This is a genomic window from Kineosporia sp. R_H_3 (genome assembly GCF_002198675.1).
Classification (GTDB): Bacteria; Actinomycetota; Actinomycetes; order Actinomycetales; family Kineosporiaceae; genus R-H-3.
Map to the genome: position 1 here is coordinate 1 of NZ_MWLL01000137.1, position 24,905 is coordinate 24,905.

Annotated in this window: 22 protein-coding genes and 1 pseudogene; 12 read left to right on the forward strand and 11 right to left on the reverse strand. The window is 75.6% G+C overall.

The window, feature by feature from the left end:
* From ECOMGDLI_RS13915 to ECOMGDLI_RS36445, 4 genes and pseudogenes are all read left to right on the forward strand, one after another.
* The coding region (locus ECOMGDLI_RS13915; protein WP_143447702.1) for an LCP family protein at nucleotides 1-945 on the forward strand (945 nt) is incomplete at its 5' end.
* 265 nt (nucleotides 946-1,210) lie between these two features.
* Nucleotides 1,211-3,265, forward strand: a complete 2,055-nt coding sequence (locus ECOMGDLI_RS13920) for a hypothetical protein (protein WP_088317425.1) — start codon at nucleotides 1,211-1,213, stop codon at nucleotides 3,263-3,265.
* A 173-nt stretch (nucleotides 3,266-3,438) separates the two neighbouring features.
* A complete protein-coding gene (gene serC, locus ECOMGDLI_RS13925; protein ID WP_088317426.1) occupies nucleotides 3,439-4,578 on the forward strand; it encodes a phosphoserine transaminase in 1,140 nt (379 codons plus the stop codon).
* A gap of 146 nt (nucleotides 4,579-4,724) precedes the next feature.
* Nucleotides 4,725-5,912, forward strand: a pseudogene (locus ECOMGDLI_RS36445) (sugar MFS transporter); the annotation flags it as partial.
* 22 nt (nucleotides 5,913-5,934) lie between these two features.
* Here the strand turns inward: ECOMGDLI_RS36445 and ECOMGDLI_RS13935 are convergent.
* The 6 genes from ECOMGDLI_RS13935 to ald form a co-directional block, all read right to left on the reverse strand.
* Nucleotides 5,935-6,582 carry a VOC family protein gene (locus ECOMGDLI_RS13935; protein ID WP_158221000.1) on the reverse strand — a complete coding sequence of 216 codons (648 nt, stop codon included), beginning with the start codon at nucleotides 6,580-6,582 and terminating at the stop codon, nucleotides 5,935-5,937.
* Between the two features lie 14 nt (nucleotides 6,583-6,596).
* Nucleotides 6,597-7,136: a DUF3592 domain-containing protein gene (locus ECOMGDLI_RS13940; protein ID WP_143447703.1), complete on the reverse strand. Its 540-nt coding sequence runs from the start codon at nucleotides 7,134-7,136 to the stop codon at nucleotides 6,597-6,599.
* Nucleotides 7,137-7,188: 52 nt separating this feature from the next.
* On the reverse strand, nucleotides 7,189-8,328 hold the full coding sequence (locus ECOMGDLI_RS13945) for a hypothetical protein (RefSeq protein WP_088317430.1): 1,140 nt from the start codon (nucleotides 8,326-8,328) through the stop codon (nucleotides 7,189-7,191).
* Nucleotides 8,325-9,560: an SAM-dependent methyltransferase gene (locus ECOMGDLI_RS13950; RefSeq protein WP_088317431.1), complete on the reverse strand. Its 1,236-nt coding sequence runs from the start codon at nucleotides 9,558-9,560 to the stop codon at nucleotides 8,325-8,327. Before ECOMGDLI_RS13950 ends, ECOMGDLI_RS13945 begins: the two co-directional genes overlap by 4 nt.
* 123 nt (nucleotides 9,561-9,683) lie before the next feature.
* Entirely contained in the window at nucleotides 9,684-10,472 is a 789-nt protein-coding gene (locus ECOMGDLI_RS13955; protein WP_198954844.1) for a L,D-transpeptidase, read from the reverse strand.
* A 325-nt stretch (nucleotides 10,473-10,797) separates the two neighbouring features.
* Nucleotides 10,798-11,913, reverse strand: a complete 1,116-nt coding sequence (ald, locus tag ECOMGDLI_RS13960) for an alanine dehydrogenase (RefSeq protein ID WP_088317432.1) — start codon at nucleotides 11,911-11,913, stop codon at nucleotides 10,798-10,800.
* Nucleotides 11,914-12,092: 179 nt separating this feature from the next.
* On the opposite strand from ald, the gene ECOMGDLI_RS13965 reads away from it, so the two are divergent.
* Nucleotides 12,093-12,569 (forward strand): Lrp/AsnC family transcriptional regulator, encoded by a 477-nt coding sequence (locus ECOMGDLI_RS13965; protein ID WP_088317433.1) that lies wholly within the window; start codon nucleotides 12,093-12,095, stop codon nucleotides 12,567-12,569.
* Nucleotides 12,570-12,645: 76 nt separating this feature from the next.
* Here ECOMGDLI_RS13965 and ECOMGDLI_RS13970 read toward each other — a convergent pair whose 3' ends face one another.
* A complete protein-coding gene (locus ECOMGDLI_RS13970) occupies nucleotides 12,646-12,939 on the reverse strand; it encodes a hypothetical protein (RefSeq protein ID WP_088317434.1) in 294 nt (97 codons plus the stop codon).
* 519 nt (nucleotides 12,940-13,458) lie between these two features.
* Between ECOMGDLI_RS13970 and ECOMGDLI_RS13975 the strand changes: the two genes are divergently transcribed.
* Complete coding sequence (locus tag ECOMGDLI_RS13975; RefSeq protein WP_088317435.1) at nucleotides 13,459-15,372, forward strand: bifunctional diguanylate cyclase/phosphodiesterase; 1,914 nt, start codon at nucleotides 13,459-13,461, stop codon at nucleotides 15,370-15,372.
* 11 nt (nucleotides 15,373-15,383) lie between these two features.
* Here the strand turns inward: ECOMGDLI_RS13975 and ECOMGDLI_RS13980 are convergent, their stop codons facing one another.
* Entirely contained in the window at nucleotides 15,384-16,610 is a 1,227-nt protein-coding gene (locus ECOMGDLI_RS13980; RefSeq protein ID WP_088317436.1) for a GDSL-type esterase/lipase family protein, read from the reverse strand.
* A 397-nt stretch (nucleotides 16,611-17,007) separates the two neighbouring features.
* Here ECOMGDLI_RS13980 and ECOMGDLI_RS13990 point away from each other — a divergent pair, with 397 nt between their 5' ends.
* Together ECOMGDLI_RS13990 and ECOMGDLI_RS13995 are read left to right on the forward strand one after the other, a co-directional pair.
* Complete coding sequence (locus ECOMGDLI_RS13990) at nucleotides 17,008-17,835, forward strand: CPBP family intramembrane glutamic endopeptidase (protein WP_088317438.1); 828 nt, start codon at nucleotides 17,008-17,010, stop codon at nucleotides 17,833-17,835.
* 66 nt (nucleotides 17,836-17,901) lie between these two features.
* Entirely contained in the window at nucleotides 17,902-18,825 is a 924-nt protein-coding gene (locus ECOMGDLI_RS13995) for an NADP-dependent oxidoreductase (protein WP_198954845.1), read from the forward strand.
* Nucleotides 18,826-19,393: 568 nt separating this feature from the next.
* Here ECOMGDLI_RS13995 and ECOMGDLI_RS14000 read toward each other — a convergent pair.
* A complete protein-coding gene (locus ECOMGDLI_RS14000; RefSeq protein ID WP_088317440.1) occupies nucleotides 19,394-20,755 on the reverse strand; it encodes an MFS transporter in 1,362 nt (453 codons plus the stop codon).
* On the reverse strand, nucleotides 20,752-21,207 hold the full coding sequence (locus ECOMGDLI_RS14005) for a MarR family winged helix-turn-helix transcriptional regulator (protein ID WP_088317441.1): 456 nt from the start codon (nucleotides 21,205-21,207) through the stop codon (nucleotides 20,752-20,754). Before ECOMGDLI_RS14005 ends, ECOMGDLI_RS14000 begins: the two co-directional genes overlap by 4 nt.
* Nucleotides 21,208-21,289: 82 nt before the next feature.
* Here ECOMGDLI_RS14005 and ECOMGDLI_RS14010 point away from each other — a divergent pair, with 82 nt between their 5' ends.
* The 4 genes from ECOMGDLI_RS14010 to ECOMGDLI_RS14025 all read left to right on the forward strand — a co-directional run bounded on the left by ECOMGDLI_RS14010 (nucleotide 21,290) and on the right by ECOMGDLI_RS14025 (nucleotide 23,093).
* Nucleotides 21,290-21,616, forward strand: coding sequence for a putative quinol monooxygenase (locus ECOMGDLI_RS14010; protein ID WP_088317442.1), 327 nt, complete (start codon nucleotides 21,290-21,292; stop codon nucleotides 21,614-21,616).
* A 71-nt stretch (nucleotides 21,617-21,687) separates the two neighbouring features.
* Nucleotides 21,688-22,308, forward strand: a complete 621-nt coding sequence (gene wrbA / locus ECOMGDLI_RS14015) for an NAD(P)H:quinone oxidoreductase (protein WP_088317443.1) — start codon at nucleotides 21,688-21,690, stop codon at nucleotides 22,306-22,308.
* 111 nt (nucleotides 22,309-22,419) lie between these two features.
* Nucleotides 22,420-22,710 (forward strand): helix-turn-helix transcriptional regulator, encoded by a 291-nt coding sequence (locus ECOMGDLI_RS14020; protein ID WP_088317444.1) that lies wholly within the window; start codon nucleotides 22,420-22,422, stop codon nucleotides 22,708-22,710.
* Nucleotides 22,707-23,093: a VOC family protein gene (locus tag ECOMGDLI_RS14025; protein WP_088317445.1), complete on the forward strand. Its 387-nt coding sequence runs from the start codon at nucleotides 22,707-22,709 to the stop codon at nucleotides 23,091-23,093. Before ECOMGDLI_RS14020 ends, ECOMGDLI_RS14025 begins: the two co-directional genes overlap by 4 nt.
* 27 nt (nucleotides 23,094-23,120) lie before the next feature.
* Here ECOMGDLI_RS14025 and ECOMGDLI_RS14030 read toward each other — a convergent pair whose 3' ends face one another.
* Nucleotides 23,121-24,533, reverse strand: a complete 1,413-nt coding sequence (locus tag ECOMGDLI_RS14030; RefSeq protein WP_088317446.1) for a S9 family peptidase — start codon at nucleotides 24,531-24,533, stop codon at nucleotides 23,121-23,123.
* Between the last annotated feature and the right edge of the window lie 372 nt (nucleotides 24,534-24,905).

The following is a 24,905-nucleotide window of genomic DNA, read 5'->3' on the forward strand; positions in this document are numbered from 1 at the left end:
AACGCGACGGCCGCCGCGGCGGCCGTCGCGTTCGTGCCGTGGTCCTTCCTCCCCGGTGTGCTGGGCGTCCCGGCACCGGCCGCGACGGCACCGTCGTCCCGGCCCGCGCCGTGGGGCGACGCCGCCCGGGTCGACGTGCTCCTGCTCGGTACGGACCGTGCCGACGGCCGCACCGGCGCCGACGTCGACACCGCGGTCCTCGCGAGCATCGACACCCGAACCGGCGAGACGCTGCTCGTCGGCGTCCCGCGCAACCGGTTCGGCACCCGGGACGTCACCGGCCGCTGGCGCATCGCCTACGACGCCGCCACGGTGCCGGTCCGCGGCCAGGTCGAGGAGCTCACCGGCCAGCAGGTCGAGGCGACGGTGACCCTCGACATGACCGGTTTCGAGCAGCTCGTCGACGCGATGGGCGGGGTCGAGGTCACCGTGCCGCGGCAGCTGCCCGTGGGCGGGGCCCGCCGCTCGGGCGGCGGGGTGCTCGAGAAGCCCACCGAGTACCTCCCGGCCGGGCGGCAGCGGCTCGACGGACGCGGCGCGCTCTGGTTCGCCCGGTCCCGCTTCGACAGCGACGACTACGACCGGATGCGGCGGCAGCGCTGCCTCCTCGGCGCGCTCGCGGACCAGGTCGACCCGACGGTCGTGCTCGTCCGCGGGCCGCAGCTCCTCACGGCCCTGCGCGACCACGTGTCGACGACGGTGGACCTGCGGGACCTGCCCGCCTGGGTCGGCCTGCTCGACCGGGTCCGGGACGCCCGGGTCCGCAGCCTCACCCTCGACCTGCCCGTCCTCGACGACGGCAGCCCGGACACCGCCGGCTCACGCGCCGCGGTGGCCGCCGCGCTCGCCGCGGGGACGGTGCCGACGGCCGGGCCCGACAGCGCCGCGACGACGCCTCCGGGCGCCGGCCCGGCCGGTGCGCAGGACCTCACCGAGGTCTGCTGACCCTCCGCCGGACCCGTCCGCCGAACCCGTCCGCCGAACCGTCCGCCGGACCCGTCGGTAGCCCTCGGTCGAGGGCCGGACGACGCAGCGTCGGCTTTCGCGCACGACGGATGCGCACTTGGCCCCGGAGCAGGCCCGGCGGCCCCCGCACGCTGCCGTCGTGACGGGGCGGGACCGTACGATCATCGGGGAACCGGGGCGCCGCCTCGCACCGGGCCCGGGGCCTGCCGACCGCAGCGCCCGTCCACTTCTGCCCGGGGGGCCCGTGGATCACGCACCGACGGCCGAGGCGGTCCGACGCGCAGGCGCGCTCGCCGACTCCGGCGACCTGCCCGGGGCGGCCCGCTCGCTGGTGTCCGCCGGTCTCGCCGCCCGGGCCGCCGCGCTCGTCGACGAGGCGCTGGCCGGGCTCGCCGTCCGGCACGAGCACGCCGTCCTCGTGGCCGCCGTCGAGGCGCTGCCGCCCGCCGAGCGCTCGCTCGCGGCCCGGGTCGCCCACGCGGACGCCCTCGTGAGCCGGGGCACCGCCGACACCGGCGTCCTCCAGGACCTCGTCGAGGAGGCCGAGCGGGACGGCGACACCGGGCTCGCAGGGCTCGCCGCGGTGGCCCTCGCCGAGCACCTGCTCCTGCACGGCGACCCGAGCGGGGTCTTCCTCGCCGCGCAGCACCTCGACCGGCTGCCGACGGAGCCGCTGCAACGCCCGGCCGTCCTCGTCGCCCGGGCCCGGCTGCGCCGGGTGCTGCTGTGGGCCAAGATCCTGCTCGCACCGGGCCAGACCGACGAGGCGGCCGCCGACTACCGCGCCTGCCTCGAGGACTTCCGCCGCGCCGGCCGGGCCACCGACCGGCTGCTGACGATCGTCATGTTCCACGGCCTGCGGGTGGCGGCGACGTGGGCGACGACCCCGGGCGACCGGCCGGCGGTCACCGAGGCCCGCGACCAGCTCGCCGCGCTCGGCTCCCCGGAGGTCTCCTGGGCCCGGTGCGTCGTCGCGCTCATGGCCGACAGCGTCGGGGACGCCGCCGCCGTCCGCGAGGAGCTCGCCGCGCTGCTGCGCGAGGAGGCCGACGCACCGGCGTTCCCGCTCGTCGTGACGACCCATCTCGACGCGATCCGGGCCCTCGCCGAGAGCCCGGACGAGGCGGCCGCCGACGCCGCCGTCCGCCGGCTCGCCGAGGTCGCGGACACCGTCCGCCGGGACTACCCCGTCGTCATCGGCGGCGTGCTCATGATCAGCGCGCACCACCTCCTCGACGCGGGGCGCCTCGACGACGCCACCGAGTGGTCGGGCCGGGTGGAGGCGCTGCCGCCCTTCATGCCGCACGAGGAGCACGAGCGCGAGGTGATGCGCTGCCGCCTCGCGCTGCTCGCCGCGGCGCACCGGGGCGGCCCGGGCGCCGTGCCCTCGGCGGGCGAAGTCACCGGCCGGCTCGACGCCGCGTTCGACGCGCTCGTCGCGTCGGGGACGAGCCGGATGGCCGCCGGGCTCGCCCTGCGCAGCGCCCTCACCGCCCGCGCGACCGGCCACCCCGCCCTCGCCGACCACCTGCTCTCCCGCGCCGACCGGCTGCTGCCCGCCGACCGGGCCGAGCGCTCCGCCTGGGAGCGGCGCTGGGAGGACCTCGCCCGCCCCGTCGCGGCCGCCGCACCCCGCGCCGCGGACGCCCCGGCAGCACCGCACGGTGCAGCACCTGCCGGCGCCGCACAGCCCATCGCAGCACAGCCCGGCGCAGCACAGCCCGGCACAGCGCAGCCCGGCACAGCGCAGCCCGGCACGGCGCAGCCGGGCACGGCACCGCACCGGCTGCGGCTGCTCACCCCGGTCGCGGACGTCGTCGTCGCCGGCCAGACCCGACGGCTGCCGCCGGCGCTCGCCCGGATCATCGCCGTCCTCGCGGCGCTCGACCGGCCGGTGTCGACCGAGCAGCTCGCCGACATGCTGTGGCCGGACGCCGACCCGGCGGCGTCCCGGGGCCGGCTCAAGTCGGCGCTGCACCGGCTGCGCCGGCTGCTCGAGCCCGCCGACGACCTGGTCCGCCGCGACGGCGACGTGTGGTCGCTCGCGCCGGGCGAGGACTGGTCCGTGGACCTGCACGAGTTCCACCGGCTCGCCGCCGGCGACCCCGCCGACCGGGCCGCGGCGCTGCGCCTCGTCGACGGTCTGCTCTGGGACGTCCAGCTGCCCTACGACGAGGCGCTCGCCGGGCTGCGCGCCCCGCTCGAGGTCGCCTGGCTGCGGCTCGCCGACGAGCTCGGCCGGGCGGGCGTCGTCCCGGCCGAGGAGCTCCGCACCCGGACGGCCGCGCTCGGGCTGTGACCCGCGCGTTTCCGGGACGTGACGTCCGCCATCCGGTCGCGGCGCCGATCTTGGCCGGGGGTGCGGAACACTGGTCCGAGGGGGCAGCGCCGCCTCCCGCCCATCCAGACCAGGTCCGGACCTGCGTGCCACCGGCGCGTGCGCCGTCCGGGCCGCGCAGCGAAGGCAGCCCCGTGACCACCACGACCGACGTCAGCGCCATCACGATCCCCGCGGACCTCCTGCCCGCCGACGGCCGCTTCGGCTCCGGCCCGAGCAAGGTCCGCGCCGAGCAGGTCGAGTACCTCGCCTCCATCGGTCGCACGGTGCTCGGGACGTCCCACCGGCAGAAGCCGGTCAAGGACCTCGTCAAGCGCGTCCGCGAGGGCCTCTCGACGTTCTTCGCGCTCCCCGAGGGCTACGAGGTCGTCCTCGGCAACGGCGGCTCGACATGCTTCTGGGACATCGCCGCGTTCAACCTCGTCCGGGACCGCGCGCAGCACCTCGCGTTCGGCGAGTTCTCCAGCAAGTTCGCGACGGTGACGAAGAACGCGCCGTTCCTCGGCGAGCCGACGGTCGTCAAGGGCGACCCCGGCACCCTGCCCTCGCCGTCCGCCGAGGCCGGCGTCGACGTCTACGCGTGGGCCCACAACGAGACGAGCACGGGTGTCATGGCGCCGGTGCAGCGGGTCGCGGGGGCGGACGACGACGCGCTCGTGCTCGTCGACGCGACGTCCGGCGCGGGCGGCCTTCCGGTCGACGTGAGCCAGGCGGACGCCTACTACTTCGCGCCGCAGAAGTCCTTCGCCTCGGACGGCGGCCTCTGGCTCGCGGTCATGTCGCCGGCCGCGCTCGCGCGGGTCGAGGAGATCAAGGGCTCGGGCCGCTGGATCCCCGACTTCCTCGACCTCACGACGGCGATCGACAACTCGCGCAAGGACCAGACGTACAACACCCCGGCCGTCGCGACGCTCGCGATGCTCGCGAACCAGGTCGAGTGGCTCAACGCGCAGGGCGGTCTGGACTGGGCCGCGGCCCGCACGAAGGACTCCTCGTCGCGGCTGTACGGCTGGGCCGAGCGGACGGCGTACACGTCGCCGTACGTCGCCGACCCCGCCGCCCGCAGCCAGGTCGTCGGCACGGTCGACTTCTCCGACGCGGTGGACGCCGCCGCCGTCGCGAAGGTGCTGCGCGCCAACGGCGTCGTCGACGTCGAGCCCTACCGCAAGCTCGGCCGCAACCAGCTGCGCGTCGCGATGTTCCCCGCCGTCGAGCCGGCCGACGTCGAGGCGCTCACCCGCTGCGTCGACTTCGTCGTCGAGCAGCTCGGCTGACGCACGTCCCCCGCGGGCAGCGGGACCCCTTCTCGTGCAAGGGGTCCCGCTGCCCGTGACCCGTTCCACGAGAAGGTCGGCACACCACGCACACGACACCTGACGACCCCGCCGGCCCGCCCGCGTCCGGCGTCGAACCCGCCGCCCCGCTCGCCGAGGCGGCCCCCGCGCGGCTCGTCCGCGACCAGGTCACCTGGGCCGCCTACTCGGCCCTCGCGACGTGGGGCTTCTTCCTCTACGCCTGGGGCGGCATCCTGCCGCTCCTGCGCGAGGAGCAGGGCACGAACCGCACCGTCATGGGCCTGCACAGCTTCGTCATGTCGATGGGAGCGGTCGTCGCGGGCCTGCTCACGGTCCGCATCGTCGACCGGGTCCGCCGCCGCGGCGCCGCCCGGCTGGGCCTGGCCCTCGTCGCCGTCGGGATCGTCCTGCTCGTCGTCGGCGGCAGCCCGCTCGTCACGCTCCCCGCGATCCTCGTCGCGGGCACCGGCGGCTCGATCCTGCTCAACGCCGCGAACCCGAGCCTGTCCGACCACCACGGCCCGGCCGCCGCGACGGCGATCAGCGAGGGCAACGCGCTCGGGTCGGGCGTCGGCATCGTCGCCCCGCTCGTCGTCGGGGCGGGGGTGGCCCTCGGGCTCACCTGGCGGCCGGCCGCGCTCGTCGTCCTGCCGCTCGCGGCCCTCACACTGTGGCGGGTCTCCCGGATCCCGCGCGGCACCGCCGCCGTCGACGCCGCGACGCACCCGCAGCCGGTCGGCGGCAAGGCGCCGCTGGGCCGCCGGTTCTGGCTGCTCACCGGCGCCCTCGTCGTCGGCGTCGGGATCGAGTTCGCGAACACGGCGTGGGCGGCGGACCTGCTCCACCTGCGCACCGGGATGAGCACCGCCGCCGCCTCGGGCGCCGTGACGGCGATCGTCGTCGGGATGACCGCGGCCCGGCTCGTCCTCGGCCGGCTCGCGCTGCGGATGTCGTCCCGCGGGCTGCTCCTCGGCTCGCTCGTCGTCGTCCTCGTCGGCTGGCTCATCACCTGGACGACGACCTCGCCGCCGGTCGCGCTCGTCGGGCTCGTCGTCACCGGGGTCGGGATCGCCGGCCAGTACCCGCTCGGGGTGTCGCTCGTCTACGCCGCCGTCGGCCCCCAGGGCGACCGCGCGACCGGGATCATCTCGCTCGGCGTCGGGGTCTTCGCCGCCTTCGTGCCGTTCGTGCTCGGGGCGCTCGCCGACGCGACGAGCACCCACACGGCGTTCCTCGTCGTCCCGGTGCTCGCCGTCACCGTCTTCGTGCTGCTGCTCACCGCGGGCCGCCGCCCGGCCGGCGCAGCCGTCTAGTCCGGGGACGTCCAGGGCGCGCTCAGCGCTCGATCACGACCTCGCCGGACGGCGTCCGGAACGTCACCGCGTGCAGTCCCGGCGTGCTGGCCGGCACCCACCGGACGACGACCGGCGGCACACCGTCGAGCCAGGCGGCCAGACCCGCCGCACCGTCCGTGCCGGGCCCGGCGCCGGCCGCGAGCCCGGCGACCTCGACCCCGGCCGGGCCGCCCGCGGCCGGGTGCAGGTCGCCGGGGACGTCCCAGCGCAGGAAGAACGGCAGCCAGGGCCGGTCGGAGAGGACCTCGACGCCGACCTGGGCCCAGCCCAGCCGGACGCCGTCCGGCCGCTCCCGGCCACCGACCACGGGGACCGCACCGAGCCGGCGGCCCACCTCGTCGGCGTCCTCGACGGCGACGGCCCACCCGACCCAGCCGCCGCCGTCCGCGCACCGGCGGGCGACGACGCTGCCGAACGGCGACGCCGCGGCCACCTCCGGGGTCTCGACGGCGACGACCTCGAGGTAGCCGGCCGCGAGCGGGACGATCGCGTTGCGGGTGCCGTACGTCGTGTGGACGCCGCCCGGCCGGGCGGTCGCGCCCAGGGCCGCGGCGACGCGCTCGGCCGTGGCCGTGAGGCCGTCGGGGTCGGCGGCGAGGATGACGTGGTCGAACGAGGTCGTGGTCACGGGCCGATCCTGCCTCACGGCCGGCCGGGGCCGCGGCGCCGGCCGCGCCCGACGAGCACCGTGGCGGCGGCCCCGATCGTCGGGACCACGAGCGCGGTGCCGAGCGCGGCGACGACCATCGCGCGGCGGGTCGCGGCGGCCTGCGCCGCGGGGTCGCACAGGCACGACCGGGTCGGGTCGCGGCGCTCGTAGACGACCTGGACGGCGGCGCCCGGCGCGAGGTCCTCCGGGGCCGGGTTCGGCGGCCCGGACCCGCCACGCCCCTCGAAGACCGACGTGCCCGCGGCGAACCGGTAGACGACGGTGCCCGACGGGCCCAGCCCCGGGACGACCCCGGACGCGGGCTCGGCCCGGACGACGGTGCCCGCGACACGGACGCCGTCGGACGCGAGGGCGTCGTAGTCGACGAGGGCCTCGCGGGCGAGCACGCGGTACAGGCCGAACGTGAGGCCGCCGGAGACGAGGGCGAGCAGGACGAGCAGCCCGGCGACCGCGGGCGCCCCGCGGCGACGGCGTCCGGCACCCGCGCCGGTCGCCGTCCGACTGTCGATCATCTGCGTCACCCTCCCGCCCCGCCGCCGCGAGCGCAACCGCCCGCCGCTGCGGTCAGGCCCGGCGGCGCCGGGTGACGGCCACCGACGCGGCGACCGCGAGCAGCGCCGTGACACCGACCGCGCCGAGGGCGGCGACCCCGGACGCGGACGGCCCGTCGCCGGCGCCCCGCGTGCCGTCCCCGGTACCGCCGGTCGCGCTCGCGGCGCCCGCCGACGGGCTCGGGGTCGGCGGGCGGGCGTCCGCGACGGCCTGCGGGGCGGTGAAGCGCAGGACCGGCTTGCCGACGCCCTCGGTGCTCAGCACGAAGTCGCCGTCCGGCAGCACACCGAGGCCCTCGCCCTGCCCCTGGCGCGGCAGGAGCGTCGTCGCGAGCGGCGTCCAGGTCGCGTCCCCGGCGAGGGTCGCGACCGGCGGCATGATCGCGAGCTCGCCGTACGTCCGCAGGGCCACCCGCCCGTCGGGCAGCGCGACGCCGTCCGTCACCATGCCGAGCGGCACGTCGGCGAGGTACTCGAGCGTCGCCGAGACCTTCTGCTTCGCGGGCGCGTCCCGGCCCGGCCAGGCCTGCTCCGGGACGGCGTACAGGCGACCGCCGAGCAGCCCCTTGGTCACGACGTGGAGCCGCCCGGTCGCCGGATCGGCGAAGACCGCCTCGGCGTCGGTCGGCTGGTCGGGGTACGTCAGCGTGATCGTCCGGACCGGGTCGGAGCGCGTCGTCCCGGGCGCCGACGGCTCCCGGACGACGTAGATCTTCACCGTGCGCCGGTCCCCGGCGTTGTCGCCGATGTCGGCGACGGCGAGGGCCGGCCGGCCGCCAGCGTCGCGGACCGCGGTGGCGGCCTCCCAGTCCTTGGAGCCGGCCCCGTCGATCTCGAGCGTCGCGACGGTCGTGCCCTGCCGGCCGATGCCGTAGAGCACCGCCTTGCCGCCGGAGTCGTTGAAGGTCCAGTACACGCCGGGGAGCCGGCCGCTCACGAGCAGGCCCGAGGACTCGTTGATCCGGGGGTCCTCGACGGTGCGGTCGACGACCCGCTCGGGCCGATCCGGCGAGGGGGTCGCCGTCGGGGTGGCCGTCGGGGACGTCGTCGCACCGGCGGCGCCTGCGGCCGGGAGCACGAGCAGAGCCGTTGCGGCGCAGGCGGTCCCGAGGCCGGCGACGGCGCGCAGGCGGCGGCCCGCACGGCGGGTCACGCGGCGTCCCCGAGCGCGCGGGCGACCTCGTCGGCGAGCATCGTCGCGAGCGCCGGCTCGAGGTGCCAGGCACCGACGAGGTCGAGGTACTCGCGGCGCCGGGCGTCGTCGGGCCGGGCCCCCGTCCGCTCGGCGCGCACGAGGGCGTTGCGCGGGGTGTGCCGGGAGTCGACGAACTCGACGACGTCGACCCGGTAGCCGAGCAGGCGCAGCAGGTCCGCACGGACGGCGTCGGTGAGGACGTCGGCGAACCGCTCCCGGAGGATGCCGTGCCGGGTCAGCGCCGTGTACGGGTGCGGCGGCAGGACGCCGTCCGCCTGCGCGGCCGTGACCTGGCGCTGGACGTCGTGGTGGCAGCACGGCGCGGCGAGCACGACCGGAGCGGCCCACCGGACGGCCCGGGCGAGCGCCTCGTCGGTCGCGGTGTCGCAGGCGTGGAGGGCGAGGACGACGTCGACGTCGTCCTCCACCCGGGCGTCGGCGATCGTGCCCGTGACGAAGGACAGCCCGGCCATGCCGAGGTCGGTCGCGAGCCGGGTGTTCCGGGCGACCATGTCGTCGCGGACGTCGACGCCGACGGTGCGCACACCGACCTCGGCGACGTCCGGGTGGGCGGCGAGCCAGCGGTGCGCGGCGAACGTCAGGTAGGCGTTGCCGCAGCCGAGGTCGACGACGTGCAGCGGGCGGCCGGCCTCCCGGGCCCGGGCGACGGCGCGGCCGACGACCGGGGCGAGCAGCCGCAGGAACGCGTCGACCTGACGGCGCTTGTCGGCCTCGGCCCCCAGCGCGCCGAAGAGCGGGTCGGCGGGGTCGAGGAGGCGCTCCTTGGGGCGGTCGTGCGACCGCAGGGCAGGCGAGGAGGACGGCTCGACGTCCCGGCGCGAGGTGCGCGAGGTGTGGACCTGGGCCTCGCCCTTCTTCGTCACCCGGAGCTGGACGACCTGGTCCGTCGTCTCGACGTGCCAGTTGCCGAACGGCTCGGCGAGCAGGGCGTCGACGGCGCTCTCGGCGTCCGGGCCCGGGGCGTGGTTGTGCGTCGCCGGGGTGCGGCCGTCGGTCGTCACGACCTGCAGCCGGCGCCCGGCCTTGAGGTCCACGGGCCGGAGCTCGGCCCGGGCGAACGCGGGTTCGGCGCCGCGCCGGCGGCCCGCCGCGAGGCCGCGGACGAGGGTGCCGGTGTCGAGGAGCAGCGGTCGCAACGCGGCGAGCGCGGTGGTGAGGTCCTCGGGCACCCGGAGATTCTCGCACCCGCGCCTGCGGCGCCGGACCAGCGCTCAGCCGGCAGCGGGGACGCAGGCGACGGTGCTGGTGACCGTGGTGACCGTGGTGGTCGTGGCGGCGCACGTCCGCCTCGGTCAGTACTTCGTGACGACCGAGGCCGGCGCGATCGTGATCCGCGGCCGCTTCGCCGGGTCGAGCCAGCGCAGGACCTTGACGACGTTCGCCCGGGTCAGGCTCACGCAGCCGGCGGTGGAGCCGCGGCCGTTGACGTGCAGGAAGATCCCCGAGCCGCGGCCGACGACCGGGTCGGGCCGGTTGAAGTCGATGACCGCCGCGTAGGCGTACTGCGTCGGGTAGTCGGCGAGGCGCTCGGAGCCGTCGATGCCGGTCGTCGTCCGCCGGAAGCCGCCGTCCCGGCCCCAGCGCGGCTCGTTGTAGTGGGCGCTCTTCCGGTCGCCGACCCACCACTGGTCACGCGAACGGATCCGCCAGTACGGCAGGTCGGTGCCCGGGTCGGGCTGGATGCCGAACGCCGAGGTCATCCGGAACGTGCCCGCGGGGGTCGTCCCGTCGCCCTGGACCCGCTCGGACGCCGGCGTCATCCCCGAGTACCCGACCCGCGCCTTCCACGGCCCCATGACGAGCCGCCACGTGCCGTTCTTCTTCTCGTACGCGCGCAGCGTGGCGTACGTCGTGCTCCACGACGAGGACGTCACGACGACGACCTGGGTCGACGCGCCGATGTGGTCGAGGTGCGCGGGCAGGTCCGCCCACGGGACCGCCGCCTGCGCCGACGGCGGCGGCACGAGTGCGACGGCGCCCACGAGGGCGAGGAACGCGGCGACGAGCAGGACGACCCGGCGGCGCAGCATCGGCTGCCGCCACGTGAGGACGGACGGACGCGACCCCGGCGCGGTGCTCATGGCCCGATCTTCGACCTCCCCGCCGGATCCCTGAAGCCCGGGACGTCCCGCACGGCGTGTCTTAGGGCCGCCTTGACGTCCCCCCGCAGCCTCACGACCGGGAACCCCCGCCGACCGGACGCCGGCCCCCCGACGGCCGGCGTACGGACCGGGCCGTTGCCGGTCCTGAGAAACCTAGGCGGAGGGTGAGCGGTCCGCAGCGTTCCGCGTCCTCGTTCACCCGGACGCCGCAGCGCCCGCACCCGGACGCAGCAACGGGGCGGCCCCGCCGGACGCACCGTCGCCGGTGCGCCCGGGGGACCGCCCCGTCCGCGGTGCGCGGATCTCAGGCCAGGACGGCGGCCAGGTCGGTGTGCGGCATCGCGAGGGCCTCGGCGACCGGTGCGTTGGTCACCTGGCCGTCGAACGTGTTGAGCCCCTTCGCGAGCGCCGCGTCGTCGCGCAGGGCCTGCTTCCAGCCCTTGTTCGCGAGCTCGACGGCGTACGGGAGCGTGACGTTCGTCAGCGCGTACGTGCTCGTGTTCGGGACGGCGCCCGGCATGTTCGCGACGCAGTAGAAGACCGAGTTGTGCACGGTGTACGTCGGGTCCGCGTGCGTCGTCGCGTGCGAGTCCTCGAAGCAGCCGCCCTGGTCGATCGAGATGTCGACGAGGACGCTGCCCGGCTTCATCCGGCTGACGAGCTCGTTGCTCACGAGGGTCGGGGCCTTGGCGCCCGGCACGAGGACGGCGCCGATGACCATGTCGGCGTCGAGGACGGCCCTCTCGACCTCGTAGGCGTTCGAGGCGATCGTCTGGCAGTGGCCCTGGTAGATGGCGTCCATCTGGCGCAGCCGCGCGACGTTGCGGTCGAGCAGGAGCACCTCGGCCTGCATCCCGAGCGCGATCGCGGCCGCGTTCTGGCCGGCGACGCCGGCGCCGATGACGACGACCTTCGCGGCGTAGACGCCGGGGACGCCTCCCATGAGGACGCCGCGGCCGCCCTGGGCGCGCATGAGGGTGTGCGCGCCGACCTGCGGGGCGAGCCGGCCCGCGACCTCGGACATCGGGGCGAGCAGCGGCAGCGACCGGTCGGCGAGCTCGACGGTCTCGTAGGCGATGCCCGTGACCTTGCGCGCGACGAGCTCCTCGGTGAGGGCCTTGTCGGCCGCGAGGTGCAGGTACGTGAAGAGGGTCTGGCCCTCGCGCATCCGGGCGTACTCCGACGCGACGGGCTCCTTGACCTTGAGGATCAGGTCACCGGTCGCCCAGACGTCGTCCGCCGTCGGCAGGATCGTCGCGCCCGCGGCGACGTAGTCGGCGTTCGTGATGGAGGAGCCGACACCGGCGTCCGTCTCGACGAAGACCTCGTGGCCGTGGCGGGTGAGCTCGTGGACACCGGCCGGGGTGATGGCGACCCGGTACTCGTGGTTCTTGACCTCGCGGGGGATGCCGACCTTCACGGGAGCTCACCTTTCCTGCTGTCGGGGTTGCTGTCGGGGATGATCACCCACCGTGCGCGGCGGTGACCCGTCTCACAGAAAGGTAGCCCTCATCGACAGACAGGCGATGCCAAGTTGTGCTCCCGGCGCGTTGCCGCGTGGCAGGATGTGCCCTGCACGCTCCGCGAGGGAGGCAGGAAATGGCGGACAACGGTGTCGCCGGGCTCGACTCGACCGATCGGCAGATCCTTCGCGAGCTCCAGGCGGACGGCCGGATCAGCAACGTCGAGCTCGCCGAGCGGGTGCGACTGTCCCCATCCCCGTGCCTGCGCCGGGTCAAGAGCCTCGAGGAGCGCGGCTACATCCGCGGCTACATGGCGGTGCTCGACCGGGAGCAGGTCGACCGCGGCATGTACGTCCACGTCATGGTGAGCCTCACGTCGCAGCGCCAGGAGACCCTCGAGGAGTTCGAGCGGGCGGTCTCGGCCCTGCCCGAGGTGCTCGAGTGCTACCTCATGGCCGGCGAGTCCGACTACCTCCTCGCCGTCGCGGTCGCCGATCTCGAGGCGTACCAACGGTTCTTCCGTGAGCGGCTCGGCGAGGTGCCCGGGGTCGCGTCGCTGCGCAGCCTCATCTCCATGAAGACCGTCAAGTACACGACGGCCCTGCCCGTCTGACCGCGCCCCGCCCGGACGCAGTCGTGGCCGGGCCCCCGCAGGGACCCGGCCACGACCGGAGAACAGGAGCGACGGCTCAGCCGGCGTCGCCCTCGCGGCGTTCCTCGTCAGCGACGGCGTCGGCGCCGCTCGGCACCGGGATGCCGTACCGCGGCGTCGGGACCCCGCGCAGGCCGGAGACGCCGTGCGGCGGCGTCCAGCCGCGCAGCACGGTGCCGTCCATGTAGAGGAGCACGTCCTCGGACGGCGGGGCGGGCTTCTTCTGGTCCCGGTCCGCCTTGCTCGCCGCGCGGCACATGCCGATGACGGCGATGTACACGAGGGCGCTCACCACGAGGAACCCGATGATCAGGAACCGACCGATCGACACTGCCGGGCCCCCCTTCTGGAACTCCCTTGCGGGCCGACGGAGGGCTGCCGTCGGCCGTGACGGACACACGACGATGCACCGACGCAGGGTCGAGCGGTGTCGAGACCCCAAACCCTTCACCCAAACCCATCCGGCGTCCAGAGGCGCTCGGCATAAATCGGCGTCAAGCGGCTCCCTGTGCGGCGTCAGCCCGTGAGAAACCGCTCGATTCGCCCGAAGCGCAATCCGGTCGACCCCTTCGACATCGAGGGACATGACGTTTGAGTGACTACACGATTACTCAAAGCAATCTGCTGTCGGCCAGGCACTTCCGGCGGACGACGGGCGCAGCGGGTCGGCACGCCAGGGCCGGACGGGTGACGGCGGCCGCCGCCCGGTGGCCGCCCCGCCGTGCGCGTGCGCACCGGACGGCGACCGGGGGCGGACCGCGTTGCGCCGTCCGGGGCGCGGTACCCCGGGCCGGGTGACGTCGGCCCGCGACCGTGGTGCGCACGGTGCCCGCCGGTCACGCTGGGACCCATGAGCGAGGAAGGCTTCGGCGACCGCTCGGTGACCCGGACCGCGCGGCTGCTCCTCGAGGCGGCCGAGGCCCTCGTCCCGGGCGCCGCCCTCGAGGCGGTCGTCGAGACCCCGGTCCCGGGTGCCCCCTGGGCGCACGTCGGCCGGGTGGGCCGCGGCGGGCCGGCCCGTGTCGTCCTCGTGGACCTCGAGGACGTCCCGGCCGCGGCGCGCGCCGCCCTGGCCGCGGGACACCCGGTGCTCGAGGCCGGCGGCAGGAGCCGTGCGGAGCACGTCGTCGCGTCCCCGCTGCACCGCGACGGTCGGGTCCACGCCGTCCTCGTCGCCCGTAAGCCGTTCCCGGGCAACGGCTTCGGCCATCTGGACGCCGCCGCGCTCGCGTCCCTGGGGCGCAGCCACTGCCTCGCCCTGGAGAACGCGCTGCTCGTCGAGCGGCTGCGGCACGAGGCCTCCCACGACACCCTCACCGGGCTGCCGAACCGCCGGGGCCTGCAGGACGGCATCGAGCACGCGCTCGCGGAGCGCGCCCGCACCGGCTGCGACGTCGCGGCCCTCGTGCTCGGGATCGACGGCTTCCGGGACGTCAACGCCGCCCTCGGCCACCGCAGCGGCGACCTGCTCCTGCAGCACGTCGCGGACGCCGTCCTCGCCGCCCTGCCGCTCGGCGCCCAGGTCGCGCGCTCGGCCGGCGACGAGTTCGCCGTCCTGCTCACCGGGGTGCTGCCCGCGGACCGTGCAGAGTCTCTCGCCGACCGGATCCGCGCCGCCGCGGCGACGCCGCTCGTCATCGACGGCGTGGAGGTGCAGGCGCGGGCCTCGGTCGGGATCGCCGTCGCGCGCACCGACCTCGACGACCCCCGCTCGCTGCTCGGCACCGCCGACCTCGCACTGGCCCAGGCGAAGGCGCAGGCCCGCGGGGTCGTGAGCCGGGTCGCGGTCAACCCGGAGCGCCGGCCGTGGTCGGGATCGCCGTCCGGGTCGCCGGCCGGTGCGCCGTCGGAGCGCACCGCTGCGGGCACCACCCCGGCCGGGCGGGAGTCGATGGCAACGCTCGCCGAGCTGCGCCGCGCGCTGCGCGGCGAGCCCGGTGCCGGTCAGGTGCTCGCGCACCTGCAGCCGCAGGCGGACGCCGGCACCGGCCGGGTCCTCGGCGCGGAGGCCCTCGTCCGCTGGGCGCACCCGGTCCGCGGGCTGCTCGGGCCGGGCGACTTCCTCGCGCTCGCCGACCGGCACGGGCTCATGCTCGACCTCACGGAGGTCGTCCTCGACCGGGCCGTGGAGGCCGCGGCGCTGTACCGCGCGGACGGCCACGACCTCGCTGTGTCGGTGAACCTGTCGGCGCGCACGCTCGTCGCGCAGTGGCTCGTCCCGACGGTGACGTCGGCCCTGGAGCGGCACGGCGTCCCGGCGAGCGCGCTGACCCTGGAGATCACCGAGGACTCGATGATCGCCGACCCCGAGCACGCCGTCGCGCTCCTGGACTCGTTGCGGGACATCGGCGTCCGGCTGTCCGTCGACGACTTCGGCACCGGCTACTCGTCGCTGTCGTACCTGCGGCGGCTGCCCGTCGACGAGGTCAAGATCGACAAGTCGTTCCTCGCAGCGGGCGAGCGGGCCGCGGACGCCGGCGCCGACCTCGTCATCGCGCGCAGCATCGTCGACCTCGCGCGCAACCTCGGCCTGGCGACGGTCGCCGAGGGCGTCGAGGACGACACGACGTGGGAGCGGCTGGCCGGCCTGGGCTGCCACGTCGTCCAGGGCTTCGGGCTGGCCCGGCCGATGCCCGTCGACCAGCTGCGCGCCTGGCTCGCCGGGTACCGAGCCGACCGGGCCGGGGGCAGCCGCCGGGTCCCCGCCGTCCCCGCCGTCGCCGCCGTCCGGACTCCCGTGCTCGACGCGCGGCTGCCCGCGTAACCGGCGGGCGGTCAGGGCGTCGGGGTCGGTGTCCCGGTCGGCGTCAGGGCCTGCGTCCGGGTCGCCGTCACGGTCGGCGTCACGACCGGCTCCTCGTGGAGCGGCAGGACGGCGCGCAGCGCCGGCTCGACGGCCGCCGCGACGACCGCGTAGCCGGCGTCGTTCGGGTGGATGTGGTCACCGCAGTCGTACGCCCGCGCCAGCCGGGTGCGGTCGGCCGGGTCGCGCAGCACCGCGTCGAGGTCGACGACGACGTCCGCGTGCCCGTCCTGCACCGCCCGGGTGCGGATCCAGGTGTTGACCGCCTGGCGCGTGCGCTCACCCTTGACGGAGTAGGCGCGGCGTCCGCCGTACGGCGTGACCGTCGCGAGCACGACCCGCACGCCGCGGGCCCGGGCCCGGTCGGCGAGCGTCGCGAGGCCGGCCGTCACGGTGCCCGCCCGGGCGCCTGTCTGGATGTCGTTGATGCCCTCGAGGAGGACGACGGCGTCCGGGTCCGGCACGCCGAGCGCGTCGCGGCCGAAGCGGCGCAGCGCGGCCTGGCCGCCCTTGCGCGAGTCGGCCGTGACCTGGTTGGCGCCGATGCCGGCGTTGACGACGGCGACGCCGGGCAGCCGGGCGGCGAGCAGGTCGGGCCACCGCCGGTCGGCGTCGACGGTGGACCCGATCCCGTCGGTGATCGAGTCGCCGAACGCGACGACGGTCGGCAGCGCGCGCCGGCCCACGGGGACGACGTCGATCGCCGTCGCGACGAAGCCCGAGTCGACCGGCCGGGTGAAGGCGAACCCGTCGGTGTCGGCGGTGCGGTCCCCCGGCACCGACAGCCATGTCGTCGACATCGCCCACAGGTGGCCGGTGAGCGGCACCGGGGTGCTGCCGAAGGCGAGCGAGACGAGCAGGTCCGCGTGGGCGGGGACGTCGAACGTGAGGGCGTCCGAGACGGCGGTGCCGCGGGCGGGCACCTCGACGTCCGCCCGGCCCGCGAAGGTCAGCGGCCGCACGGTGCCCGGGCGGGCCGTCGGGAGCGACCCCGCCTCCTGCGCGGGCAGCGCGACGGTCGCGGCGGTGACGACGAGCGGGCGGCTGCCGTAGACGTTCGACAGCGTCAGCCGCAGGGCCGAGCCGCCGACGCTCGTGTGCACGCGCATCCGCGCCGTCCGGGACGCGAGACCGCGCGCGGCGACCGTCCCCGCGCGGGCGGGCTGCGGGACCGACTGCCACGTCCGGACCCAGGGCACGTCGACGACGGGGGCGACGGACGGCGCGGATGCGCGTGCACACGAGCGTCGGCGGCTCGGCCCTGCGGCTGACGCTGTCGAACGTCTACGNCGTCGTCGACCACGACGCGGACGGGGCGGGGACGGCGGTGCTCGCGGGTGCAGGGACCGACGACGCCGCGGCCGGGCCGGCCACCGTCCGGACGACGACGACCGCGCCACCGGCGAGCGCGAGCAGCCCGACGACGGTCAGCGCGACCGGCCCGGCCCATCGCCGCACCCACCGCCGCGGCGGGCGCGCAGCGGCCACCTGCCGTGCGTCGTCCGGTCGTTCCACGCCACCCCCTTGGCCGTCCGGGACCATCCTGCCGTTCCTCCCCCTCAGGCTGTTCTCAGGGGTCCTGCGCACAATGGCGCCATGAGCGAGCGCCCGACCGGACCGGCACCGACGGCAGCCGACCGGACCGCCCCGCCCGGGACGCCGGAGGAGGACTCTGCCACGAAGCGGGCCCGGCGGCGGGCAACCGCGGAGGTGTGGATCGTCCTCGGGCTCTCGCTCGGCCAGTCCGCGGCCTACTCGGTCATCAGCCTCGCCGCCAAGCTCACCGCCGGTCGCCCGCTCGCCCAGCAGACCGCCACGCTCAACGCCTCGCGCAGCGTGCGGCCCTACCTCGACCTCGTCTACCAGCTCGCGGACGTCGTGTTCACCCTCGTCCCGGTCGCGCTCGCGCTCTGGCTGCTCGCCGAGGGCGGCCGCAACGCGTTCCGGCTGATCGGGTTCGACGTCCGCCGGCCGTGGCGCGACCTCGCGGAGGGTGCCGTCCTCGCCGCCGTCATCGGGCTGCCGGGCCTGGCGCTCTACGTCGTCGGCCGCGAGCTCGGCATCACGGCGCAGGTCGTCGCGTCCGGGCTCGCGCCGTACTGGTGGGCGGTGCCGGTGCTCGTCCTGCAGGCCGTGAAGAACGCCGTCCTCGAGGAGGTGGTCGTCGTCGGCTACCTCGTGACGCGGCTGCGCGAGCGCGGCTGGACGGTCTGGGCCGTCGTCGGCTGCAGCGCCGTCCTGCGCGGTTCGTACCACCTCTACCAGGGCTTCGGCCCGTTCGTCGGCAACGCGGTCATGGGCGTCGTCTTCGGGCTGTGGTTCGTGCGCCGCAAGCGGGTCATGCCGCTCGTCGTCGCGCACACGCTGCTCGACGTCGTCGCGTTCGTCGGGTACCAGCTCTTCGCGGACCGGCTCGGGCTGTGACCGTGCGCCGCTCGGCCGGGCGGAGTGGATCTGCGCGGGCCGCCGTCCGGACGCATGCTGGCGGGTGTGAGAGCAACCTTCTACAGCGAGTACGGCGGCCCCGAGGTCCTGCGGACCGGGGAGCTGCCCGACCCCAAGGTCGGCCCCGGCGAGGTCCTCGTCCGGGTCCGGAGCGCCTCGGTCAACCCCGTGGACTGGAAGGTCATGTCCGGCGGCCTCGACCCGGTCATGGACGCGACCTTCCCCGTCGTGCCCGGCTGGGACGTCGCGGGCGTCGTCGAGCGGGTCGGCTTCGACACCCCTGAGGTCTCCCCCGGCGACGAGGTCGTCGCGTACGCCCGCAAGGACGTCGTCCACGGCGGCACGTTCGCCGAGCTCGTCACGGTGCCCGTCCGGGCGATCGCCTACAAGCCGAAGTCGCTCGACTGGGACGCCGCCGCGGGCCTGCCGCTCGCCGGGCTCACCGCCCAGCGGGCGCTCGCCGCCGTCGGCCTCACAGACGGCGACACGGTGCTCGTGCACGCGGCCGCCGGTGGCGTCGGCGCGCTCGCCGTCCAGGTCGCCCGCGCGCTCGGCGCCCGGGTCATCGGGACGGCCTCACCCGCCAACCACGACTTCGTCGCCTCGCTCGGCGCCGAGCCGGTCGCGTACGGCGACGGTGTCGTCGACCGGGTGCGGGCCCTGGCCCCCGCCGGTGTCGACGCGGTCGTCGACCTCGTCGGCGGCGTCCTCGACGTGACGACGGCCGTCCTGCGCGACGGCGGCCGGCACGCGAGCATCGCCGACGGCTCGGTCGCCGAGGCCGGTGGCCGGTACGTCTGGGTCCGCCCCGACGGCCCCGGCCTCGCGGCCCTCGCCGACCTCGCGGACGGCGGCCACCTCAGCGTCCCCGTGGCCCGCACCTTCGGCCTCGACGAGGTCGCCGACGCGTTCCGGCTGAGCATGGACGGCCACACGCGCGGCAAGATCGCGATCCGGGTCAGCGAGTAGCTGCGAGAACCGCCGGGCGATCCGCGGCGTCGTCCACCTGGTCCGGGTCCCGCGCCGCCCTGTTTGCTCTGCCCTCAGTTGTGAGGGTGGCGACGTCGCGAAGGCGGAACTGTTCCGACGGCGGTCGCCGGCGCTTGCTCTGCCATCAGGAGCGAGCCACCGAGCGCGCCACAGTTTCGTCGTTGCCCGGGGACACGCCGCGACCTGACCGGCGGGTCGCGGAGCAACGCCGAAGCTGTGGCGCGGTGACCCGTGGCCGACACCGTCGCGCACCCTGGCCTCCACGGCCGGCCCGCCCGCTTGCTCTGCCATCACGAGCGAGCCAACGGCCGGGCCACCGGGGCCGGCGCACGCCACAACGCATGCAGAAGTGGCCTTCTCGGCCGGTCGTGCCGCGAGAAGGCCACTTCTGTATGCGGTGTGGTCGGCGGCTCGTCGGGTCTGGCTCGCTGCTGATGGCAGAGCAAACCATGGGGGACGGCATCCGCCCGGTTCGCGCGGCACCCTCACAGGTGAGGGCAGAGCAAAGCGTCGGGACGACGTCCGGTCCCCTCGGGGCGGACGGCGGTCAGGCGGCGGAGGCGCTGTCGCGGGTCTGGTCGGCGGCGACCCGCTCCCGCGCGGTCTCGCGCTCTCGTGCCTCGGCCTCTCGGCCGGCCGGCGCGGCGGGCGCGACGTCCTCGGTGACGACGAGGTGCGGGTTCGCGTGCCGGTCGTAGCGGACGTGCACGCCGCGGGCGAGCATGAGCCAGGCGACGCAGAGCAGCGCCGTGACGAGGGTGACGATGCCGCCGAGGGCGATCGTCCAGCGGGCACCGAAGGTCTCGCCGACCCAGCCGATGATCGGCGAGCCGATCGGGGTGCCGCCCATGAACACCGCCATGTAGAGCGCCATGACGCGACCGCGCATGTGCGGGGGCGTCGTCATCTGCACGGTGGAGTTCGCGGCGGTCATGAGGGTCAGCGACGCCAGCCCGACGGGGACCAGGGCGATCGCGAAGAGCGTGTACGTCGGCATCACCGAGGCGACGAGGGCGAAGACGCCGAAGGCCATCGCCGCGCCGAGCACGAGGCGCAGCCGCGGGTGCTCGCGGCGGGCGGCGAGCAGGGCACCGCCGAGCGAGCCGATCGCCATGATGCTGCCGAGCAGGCCGTACTCCCCCGCGCCCTTGTCGAACACGAGCCGGGCCATGAGCGCCGTCGTCAGCTGGAAGTTCAGACCGAACGTCCCCACCATGCCGACGACGACGAGGATGAGCAGGATGTCCCGCCGGCCGCGGACGTACCGCAGCCCCTCCCGGACGGCGCCCTTGCCGCGCGCGCTCCGGGTCGGACGGCGCAGGTCGGCGACACGCATCCGGGTCAGCGACAGCAGGACGGCACCGAAGGTCGCGGCGTTGATGAGGAACACCGGCCCGGTACCGAGCCAGTGGATGAGCAGGCCCGCGACGCCGGGGCCGATGAGCCGACCGGCGTGGAAGGACGCGCTGTTGAGGCCGACGGCGTTCGGCAGGACCTCGACGGGGACCATCTCCGACACGAACGCCTGCCGGGCCGGGGCGTCGATCGCCGCGACCAGCCCGAGGCCGAACGCGAGCGCGTAGACCATCCACAGCTGCGCGGTCCCGGTGACGACGAGCAGGCCGAGCACGAGCGCGAGCAGGCCGGACGCCGTCTGCGTCGCCATGAGCACACGGCGGCGGTCGAGCCGGTCCGCGACGGCGCCCGCGACCGGCGCGAGCAGCAGCGCGGGGGCGAACTGCAGGCCGGTCGTGATGCCGACGGCGACCCCGGAGTTCTCGGTGAGGACGGTGAGGACGAGCCAGTCCTGGGCGACGCGCTGCATCCACGTGCCGGTGTTCGACACGATGGCGCCGGCGGCCCAGATCCGGTAGTTCGGGATGCTGAGCGAACGGAACGTGGGACTCACGAGGCGGCGATCCTCCTCAGGATCTCGCTGGCGGCGGCGAGCGTCTCGCGCTCGGCGGGGGTGAGCTCGGCGAGGCGCCGGGCGAGCCAGGCGTCCCGCCGGCGGCGGGTCTCGCGGATGGTGGCGGTGCCCGCGGCGGTGAGGGCGACGACGACCTGGCGGCCGTCGTCCGGGTGCTCGCTGCGCGTCACCAGCCCGAGGTCGGCGAGCGCCGCGACCGTGCGGGTCATCGACGGCGGCTGCACCCGCTCGTAGGCGGCGAGCGCGCGGGGGCTCTGCGGCCCCTCCCGGTCGAGCAGCGCGAGCACGGAGTACTGCGACTCGGTGAGGTCGGCGTCCGCCTTCTCGGCGCGGATCCTGCGGACGGTGCGCATGAGCGCCGGGCGCAGCTCCGCGGCCAGCCCCGCGGGGCGGCACTGCTGCTTGCCGGGGCGCGGCACGACGGTCTCCATGATGCTTAGCCTAACTCATTAGTCTTGCTAAGTATTTCCACGAGCCCTTGCCTCACCCGCCCGGAGCAGCGACGATCGGCGCATGATTTTCATCGTGGTGCGCTGGCAGATCCGTCCCGAGCTCGCCGACGAGTGGCTGTCGATCGTCGGGCCGTTCACGGAGGCGACGCGGGCCGAGCCCGGCAACCTCTTCTTCGACTGGTCGCGGGACGTCGACGACCCGACGCGCTACACGCTCGTCGAGGCCTTCGCGGACGGCGACGCCGGTGTCGCCCACGTGCAGTCCGAGCACTTCAAGACGGCGATGGCGACACTGCCCGACGCGGTCGCCGCGAAGCCGGAGATCATCAACGTCGAGATCCCCGGCCAGTCCGGCTGGTCGGAGATGGGCGAGATCACGCCGCGCTGAGGGTTGGGGCGCCGCCGGCCGGGCACGGTGCTCGGGGACAGCCCGTTCCCGAGCACGGAGGAAGCGCCCTGATGACCGACGTCAAGCTCGCCGTCCTGTACTACTCGTCCACCGGCACCCTGCACGGGATGGCCGAGCGGGTCGCCGCCGCCGGCGAGAAGGCCGGCGCCGAGGTGAGGCTGCGCCAGGTGGCCGAGCTGGCGCCGCAGGAGGCGATCGCCTCGAACGCGGCGTGGAGCGACCACTTCGACCGCACCAAGGACGAGCCGAAGGCCACGGCGGACGACCTCGTCTGGGCGGACGCCGTCCTCTTCGGGACGCCCACGCGCTACGGCAACGTCGCGGCCCAGCTCAAGCAGTACATGGACACCCTGGGCCCGCAGTGGCAGCGGGGCCTGCTCGCCGACAAGGTCTACGCCGGCTTCACCGCGTCGATGACGGCGCACGGCGGCCAGGAGTCGACGCTGTTCGCGATGTACACGACGTTCCACCACTGGGGCGGCATCATCGTCGCGCCGGGCTACACCGACCCGACGAAGTTCGCCGACGGCAACCCGTACGGCGCCTCGCACGTCACGGGCCCGGAGAACTCCGACCCGCTGACGGACGTGGACCACGCGGCCCTCGACCACCTCGCCACCCGGGCCGTCACCGTCGCCCGCCGGCTCGTGGCAGGCCAGAACGCAGCCTGAGCACCGGAACGACCGGCCGTCGTCCCGTCGGGGCGGCGGCCTTCGCCGTCCGGGCGCGACGGGCAGGGCCGTGCATTGACATGCAAGTAGTTACTTGCCTATGGTCGGGCCGTGGGTGACGTCTTCAAGGCGCTCGCCGACCCGACCCGCCGGGCGATCCTCGACGAGCTGACCGACCGCGACGGCCAGACGCTCTTCGAGCTCTGCGCCCGGCTCGTGGGCCGGCACGGACTGACGTCGTCGCGGCAGGCCGTCTCCCAGCACGTCGACGTCCTCGAGGCCGCGGGGCTCGTCACCCGCCGGCGCGAGGGCCGGTACACGTTCCACCACCTCGACACCCGTCCGCTGCGCGCACTCCTCGACCGCTGGCCGCAGCCCCCACCACCCCAGGAGCAGGTATGAGGATCGCCCTGACGAGCGTCTGCGTCGACGACCAGGACCGCGCGCTGCGCTTCTACACCGAAGTCCTCGGCTTCGTGAAGAAGACCGAGGTACCGCTCGGCGAGCACCGCTGGCTCACCGTGGTCTCGCCGCAGGACCCGGACGGCGTCGAGCTGCTCCTCGAGCCGGAGGGGCACCCCGCCTCGACCGCCTACAAGGCGGCGCTCGTCGCGGACGGCATCCCGTTCACGCAGTTCGCCGTCGACGACGTCGAGGCGGAGCACGCCCGGCTCGTCGCGCTCGGCGTCCGGTTCACGCAGGAGCCGCTGGCGATGGGTTCGGTGACGACCGCCGTCCTCGACGACACGTGCGGCAACCTCATCCAGATCGCCACGATGCACTGACCCGGCCCGAGGGGCGGGCCGCGACGGTCAGACGCCCGGTGGCCGACGCCCGACGATCGGCATGACCTGGGTGATCGGCAGGTGCATCTCGTCGCCGTCGTCCTGGCCCCAGCCGGGGCCGGGTGCGGGCTGCGGCGCGGACGACACAGCGGGCTCGGCGTGCCGGGGCGCGAACAGGTCGTCCGCCGGCGGCACGTACCCGCCCGACGGGAGACCGTGGCCGGGCTCGGCGTCGCCGTGGCCGCTCCAGCGGCCGGCAGCCGGGTCGTCGAGCCGGCCCGCCGAGGCGCCGTACGCCGACGCACCGTTCGTCGACGCACCGTTCGTCGCGGTGCGCGCCCGCCCGTTCGTGGCGCCGTTCGCCGAACCGTTCGCCGAACCGTTCAGGGAGCCGTTCGCAGCGCCGTTCGCGCCGACGAGCACGGGCGGGGGCGGCGGCATCCGCGACGGCGCGGGAGCCGCGGCGGCGGCCGGTGCCACCGCCACGGGGAGCGGGGTGACCGGCAGCGGCGCGGCCTGGGCCGCGGCACGACGGGCCCGAGCCAGCCGGCGGTCGAGCCACGTCACGACGAGCTCGTGGACCCCCGGGGCGGTCTCGGGACCGGGACCGCGCAGCTCGTGGTCGGCCTCGGGGACGACGACGCAGGCATGGTCGGTGTGACCGACCGAGCGCAGGGCCGACAGCACGGCCTCGACGTTGCGCTGCACCGGGACGCTGAGGTCGGCGGCGCCCATGAGCGCGAGCACCGGGCACGTGACGGCCGAGAGCTCCGGCGCCGGGTCGACGCCGACGAGACGCGTGAAGAGCGGGACGTCCTGCGCCGTGAGCTGTGGCATGAGCCGGTACCAGGCCGCCGAACGGCAGGCCGCCTCGGCGTAGAGCACCTCGTCGGCGTCCGCACCGTCCGCGAGCCGGCGGAACCGCTCGCGGAGCACGGCGACCGCGAGGCCGATCTCGTCCGTGCCGACGCCGTGCCGCTCGAGGCGGCGGCCGAGCCGGTACTGCTCGACGGCGACCGGCTCCAGGACGGGCACGGACAGCAGGACGAGCCCGGCGAACACACGGGCGAAGGCCTCGGCGCGGATCCCGGCCCAGCCGGACTCCCCGACGACGAGCAGCGCGATCGCGTCGGCCGCGACGTCGGTGCGGGCGGCGAGCACCTCACGGGCGGCGAGCACCTCGCTCGCCCGGTCCCCGACGACCTGACGGCGCCAGTCCCCCGTCGAGCGACCCGCACCGGGCGGGTCGTAGGCGAGGCTGGCGATCCCGGCTGCGGCGAGGCGCTGCTGCCAGGTGCACGGGCCGGCCCCACCCTGCGGCGGGCGGACGAGCAGGACTGCGGGGTGCGGGCCGGGCCACGGCGGCAGGACGACGTCACCCACCAGCCGGTCCATGCCGTGCCAGAAGGCGACCTCGCTGCTCACGGGGGCGAGAAGCACGGCGAGATCGTATGCCGCGGTGACTGCCCGTGTTGGCACAAGTCGAAGAATTCCCTGGTCGACTCCCCCGGTGATCACCAGACGTAACGAGGGTGACACGCACACCTGTCGTCCTGGGCGGCAGGGCCACCCCGGCGGGCCCCCGCGGCCGCCACCGAGGCACCGGCCGGGAACCACCCGTTCGGCGCACGCGCCGGGTCGGCGGCACGGGATACACATGACCACAGGCGATCGAACACCAGTTCGACCGCCGGGTCGAGTGCCGAGACAGGGTCGAGCCGTCCCGGTCGCGCACGGCAGCACGCCGTCCGCCACCGCCCAGAGAAGCAGGCGCCGTGCCCGACCCCGACCAGCCCGACCCGCCCGTCAGGC

Bases quoted from the DNA above. Each gene is read 5' to 3' on its own strand.
- ECOMGDLI_RS14025 (WP_088317445.1), top strand. From the start codon at position 22,707: ATGAGGATCGCCCTGACGAGCGTCTGCGTCGACGACCAGGACCGCGCG.
- ECOMGDLI_RS13955 (WP_198954844.1), bottom strand. From the start codon at position 10,472: ATGAGCACCGCGCCGGGGTCGCGTCCGTCCGTCCTCACGTGGCGGCAG.
- ECOMGDLI_RS14005 (WP_088317441.1), bottom strand. From the start codon at position 21,207: ATGGAGACCGTCGTGCCGCGCCCCGGCAAGCAGCAGTGCCGCCCCGCG.
- wrbA (WP_088317443.1), top strand. From the start codon at position 21,688: ATGACCGACGTCAAGCTCGCCGTCCTGTACTACTCGTCCACCGGCACC.
- ECOMGDLI_RS13975 (WP_088317435.1), top strand. From the start codon at position 13,459: ATGAGCGAGGAAGGCTTCGGCGACCGCTCGGTGACCCGGACCGCGCGG.
- ECOMGDLI_RS14010 (WP_088317442.1), top strand. From the start codon at position 21,290: ATGATTTTCATCGTGGTGCGCTGGCAGATCCGTCCCGAGCTCGCCGAC.
- ECOMGDLI_RS13965 (WP_088317433.1), top strand. From the start codon at position 12,093: ATGGCGGACAACGGTGTCGCCGGGCTCGACTCGACCGATCGGCAGATC.
- ECOMGDLI_RS13990 (WP_088317438.1), top strand. From the start codon at position 17,008: ATGAGCGAGCGCCCGACCGGACCGGCACCGACGGCAGCCGACCGGACC.
- ECOMGDLI_RS13940 (WP_143447703.1), bottom strand. From the start codon at position 7,136: ATGATCGACAGTCGGACGGCGACCGGCGCGGGTGCCGGACGCCGTCGC.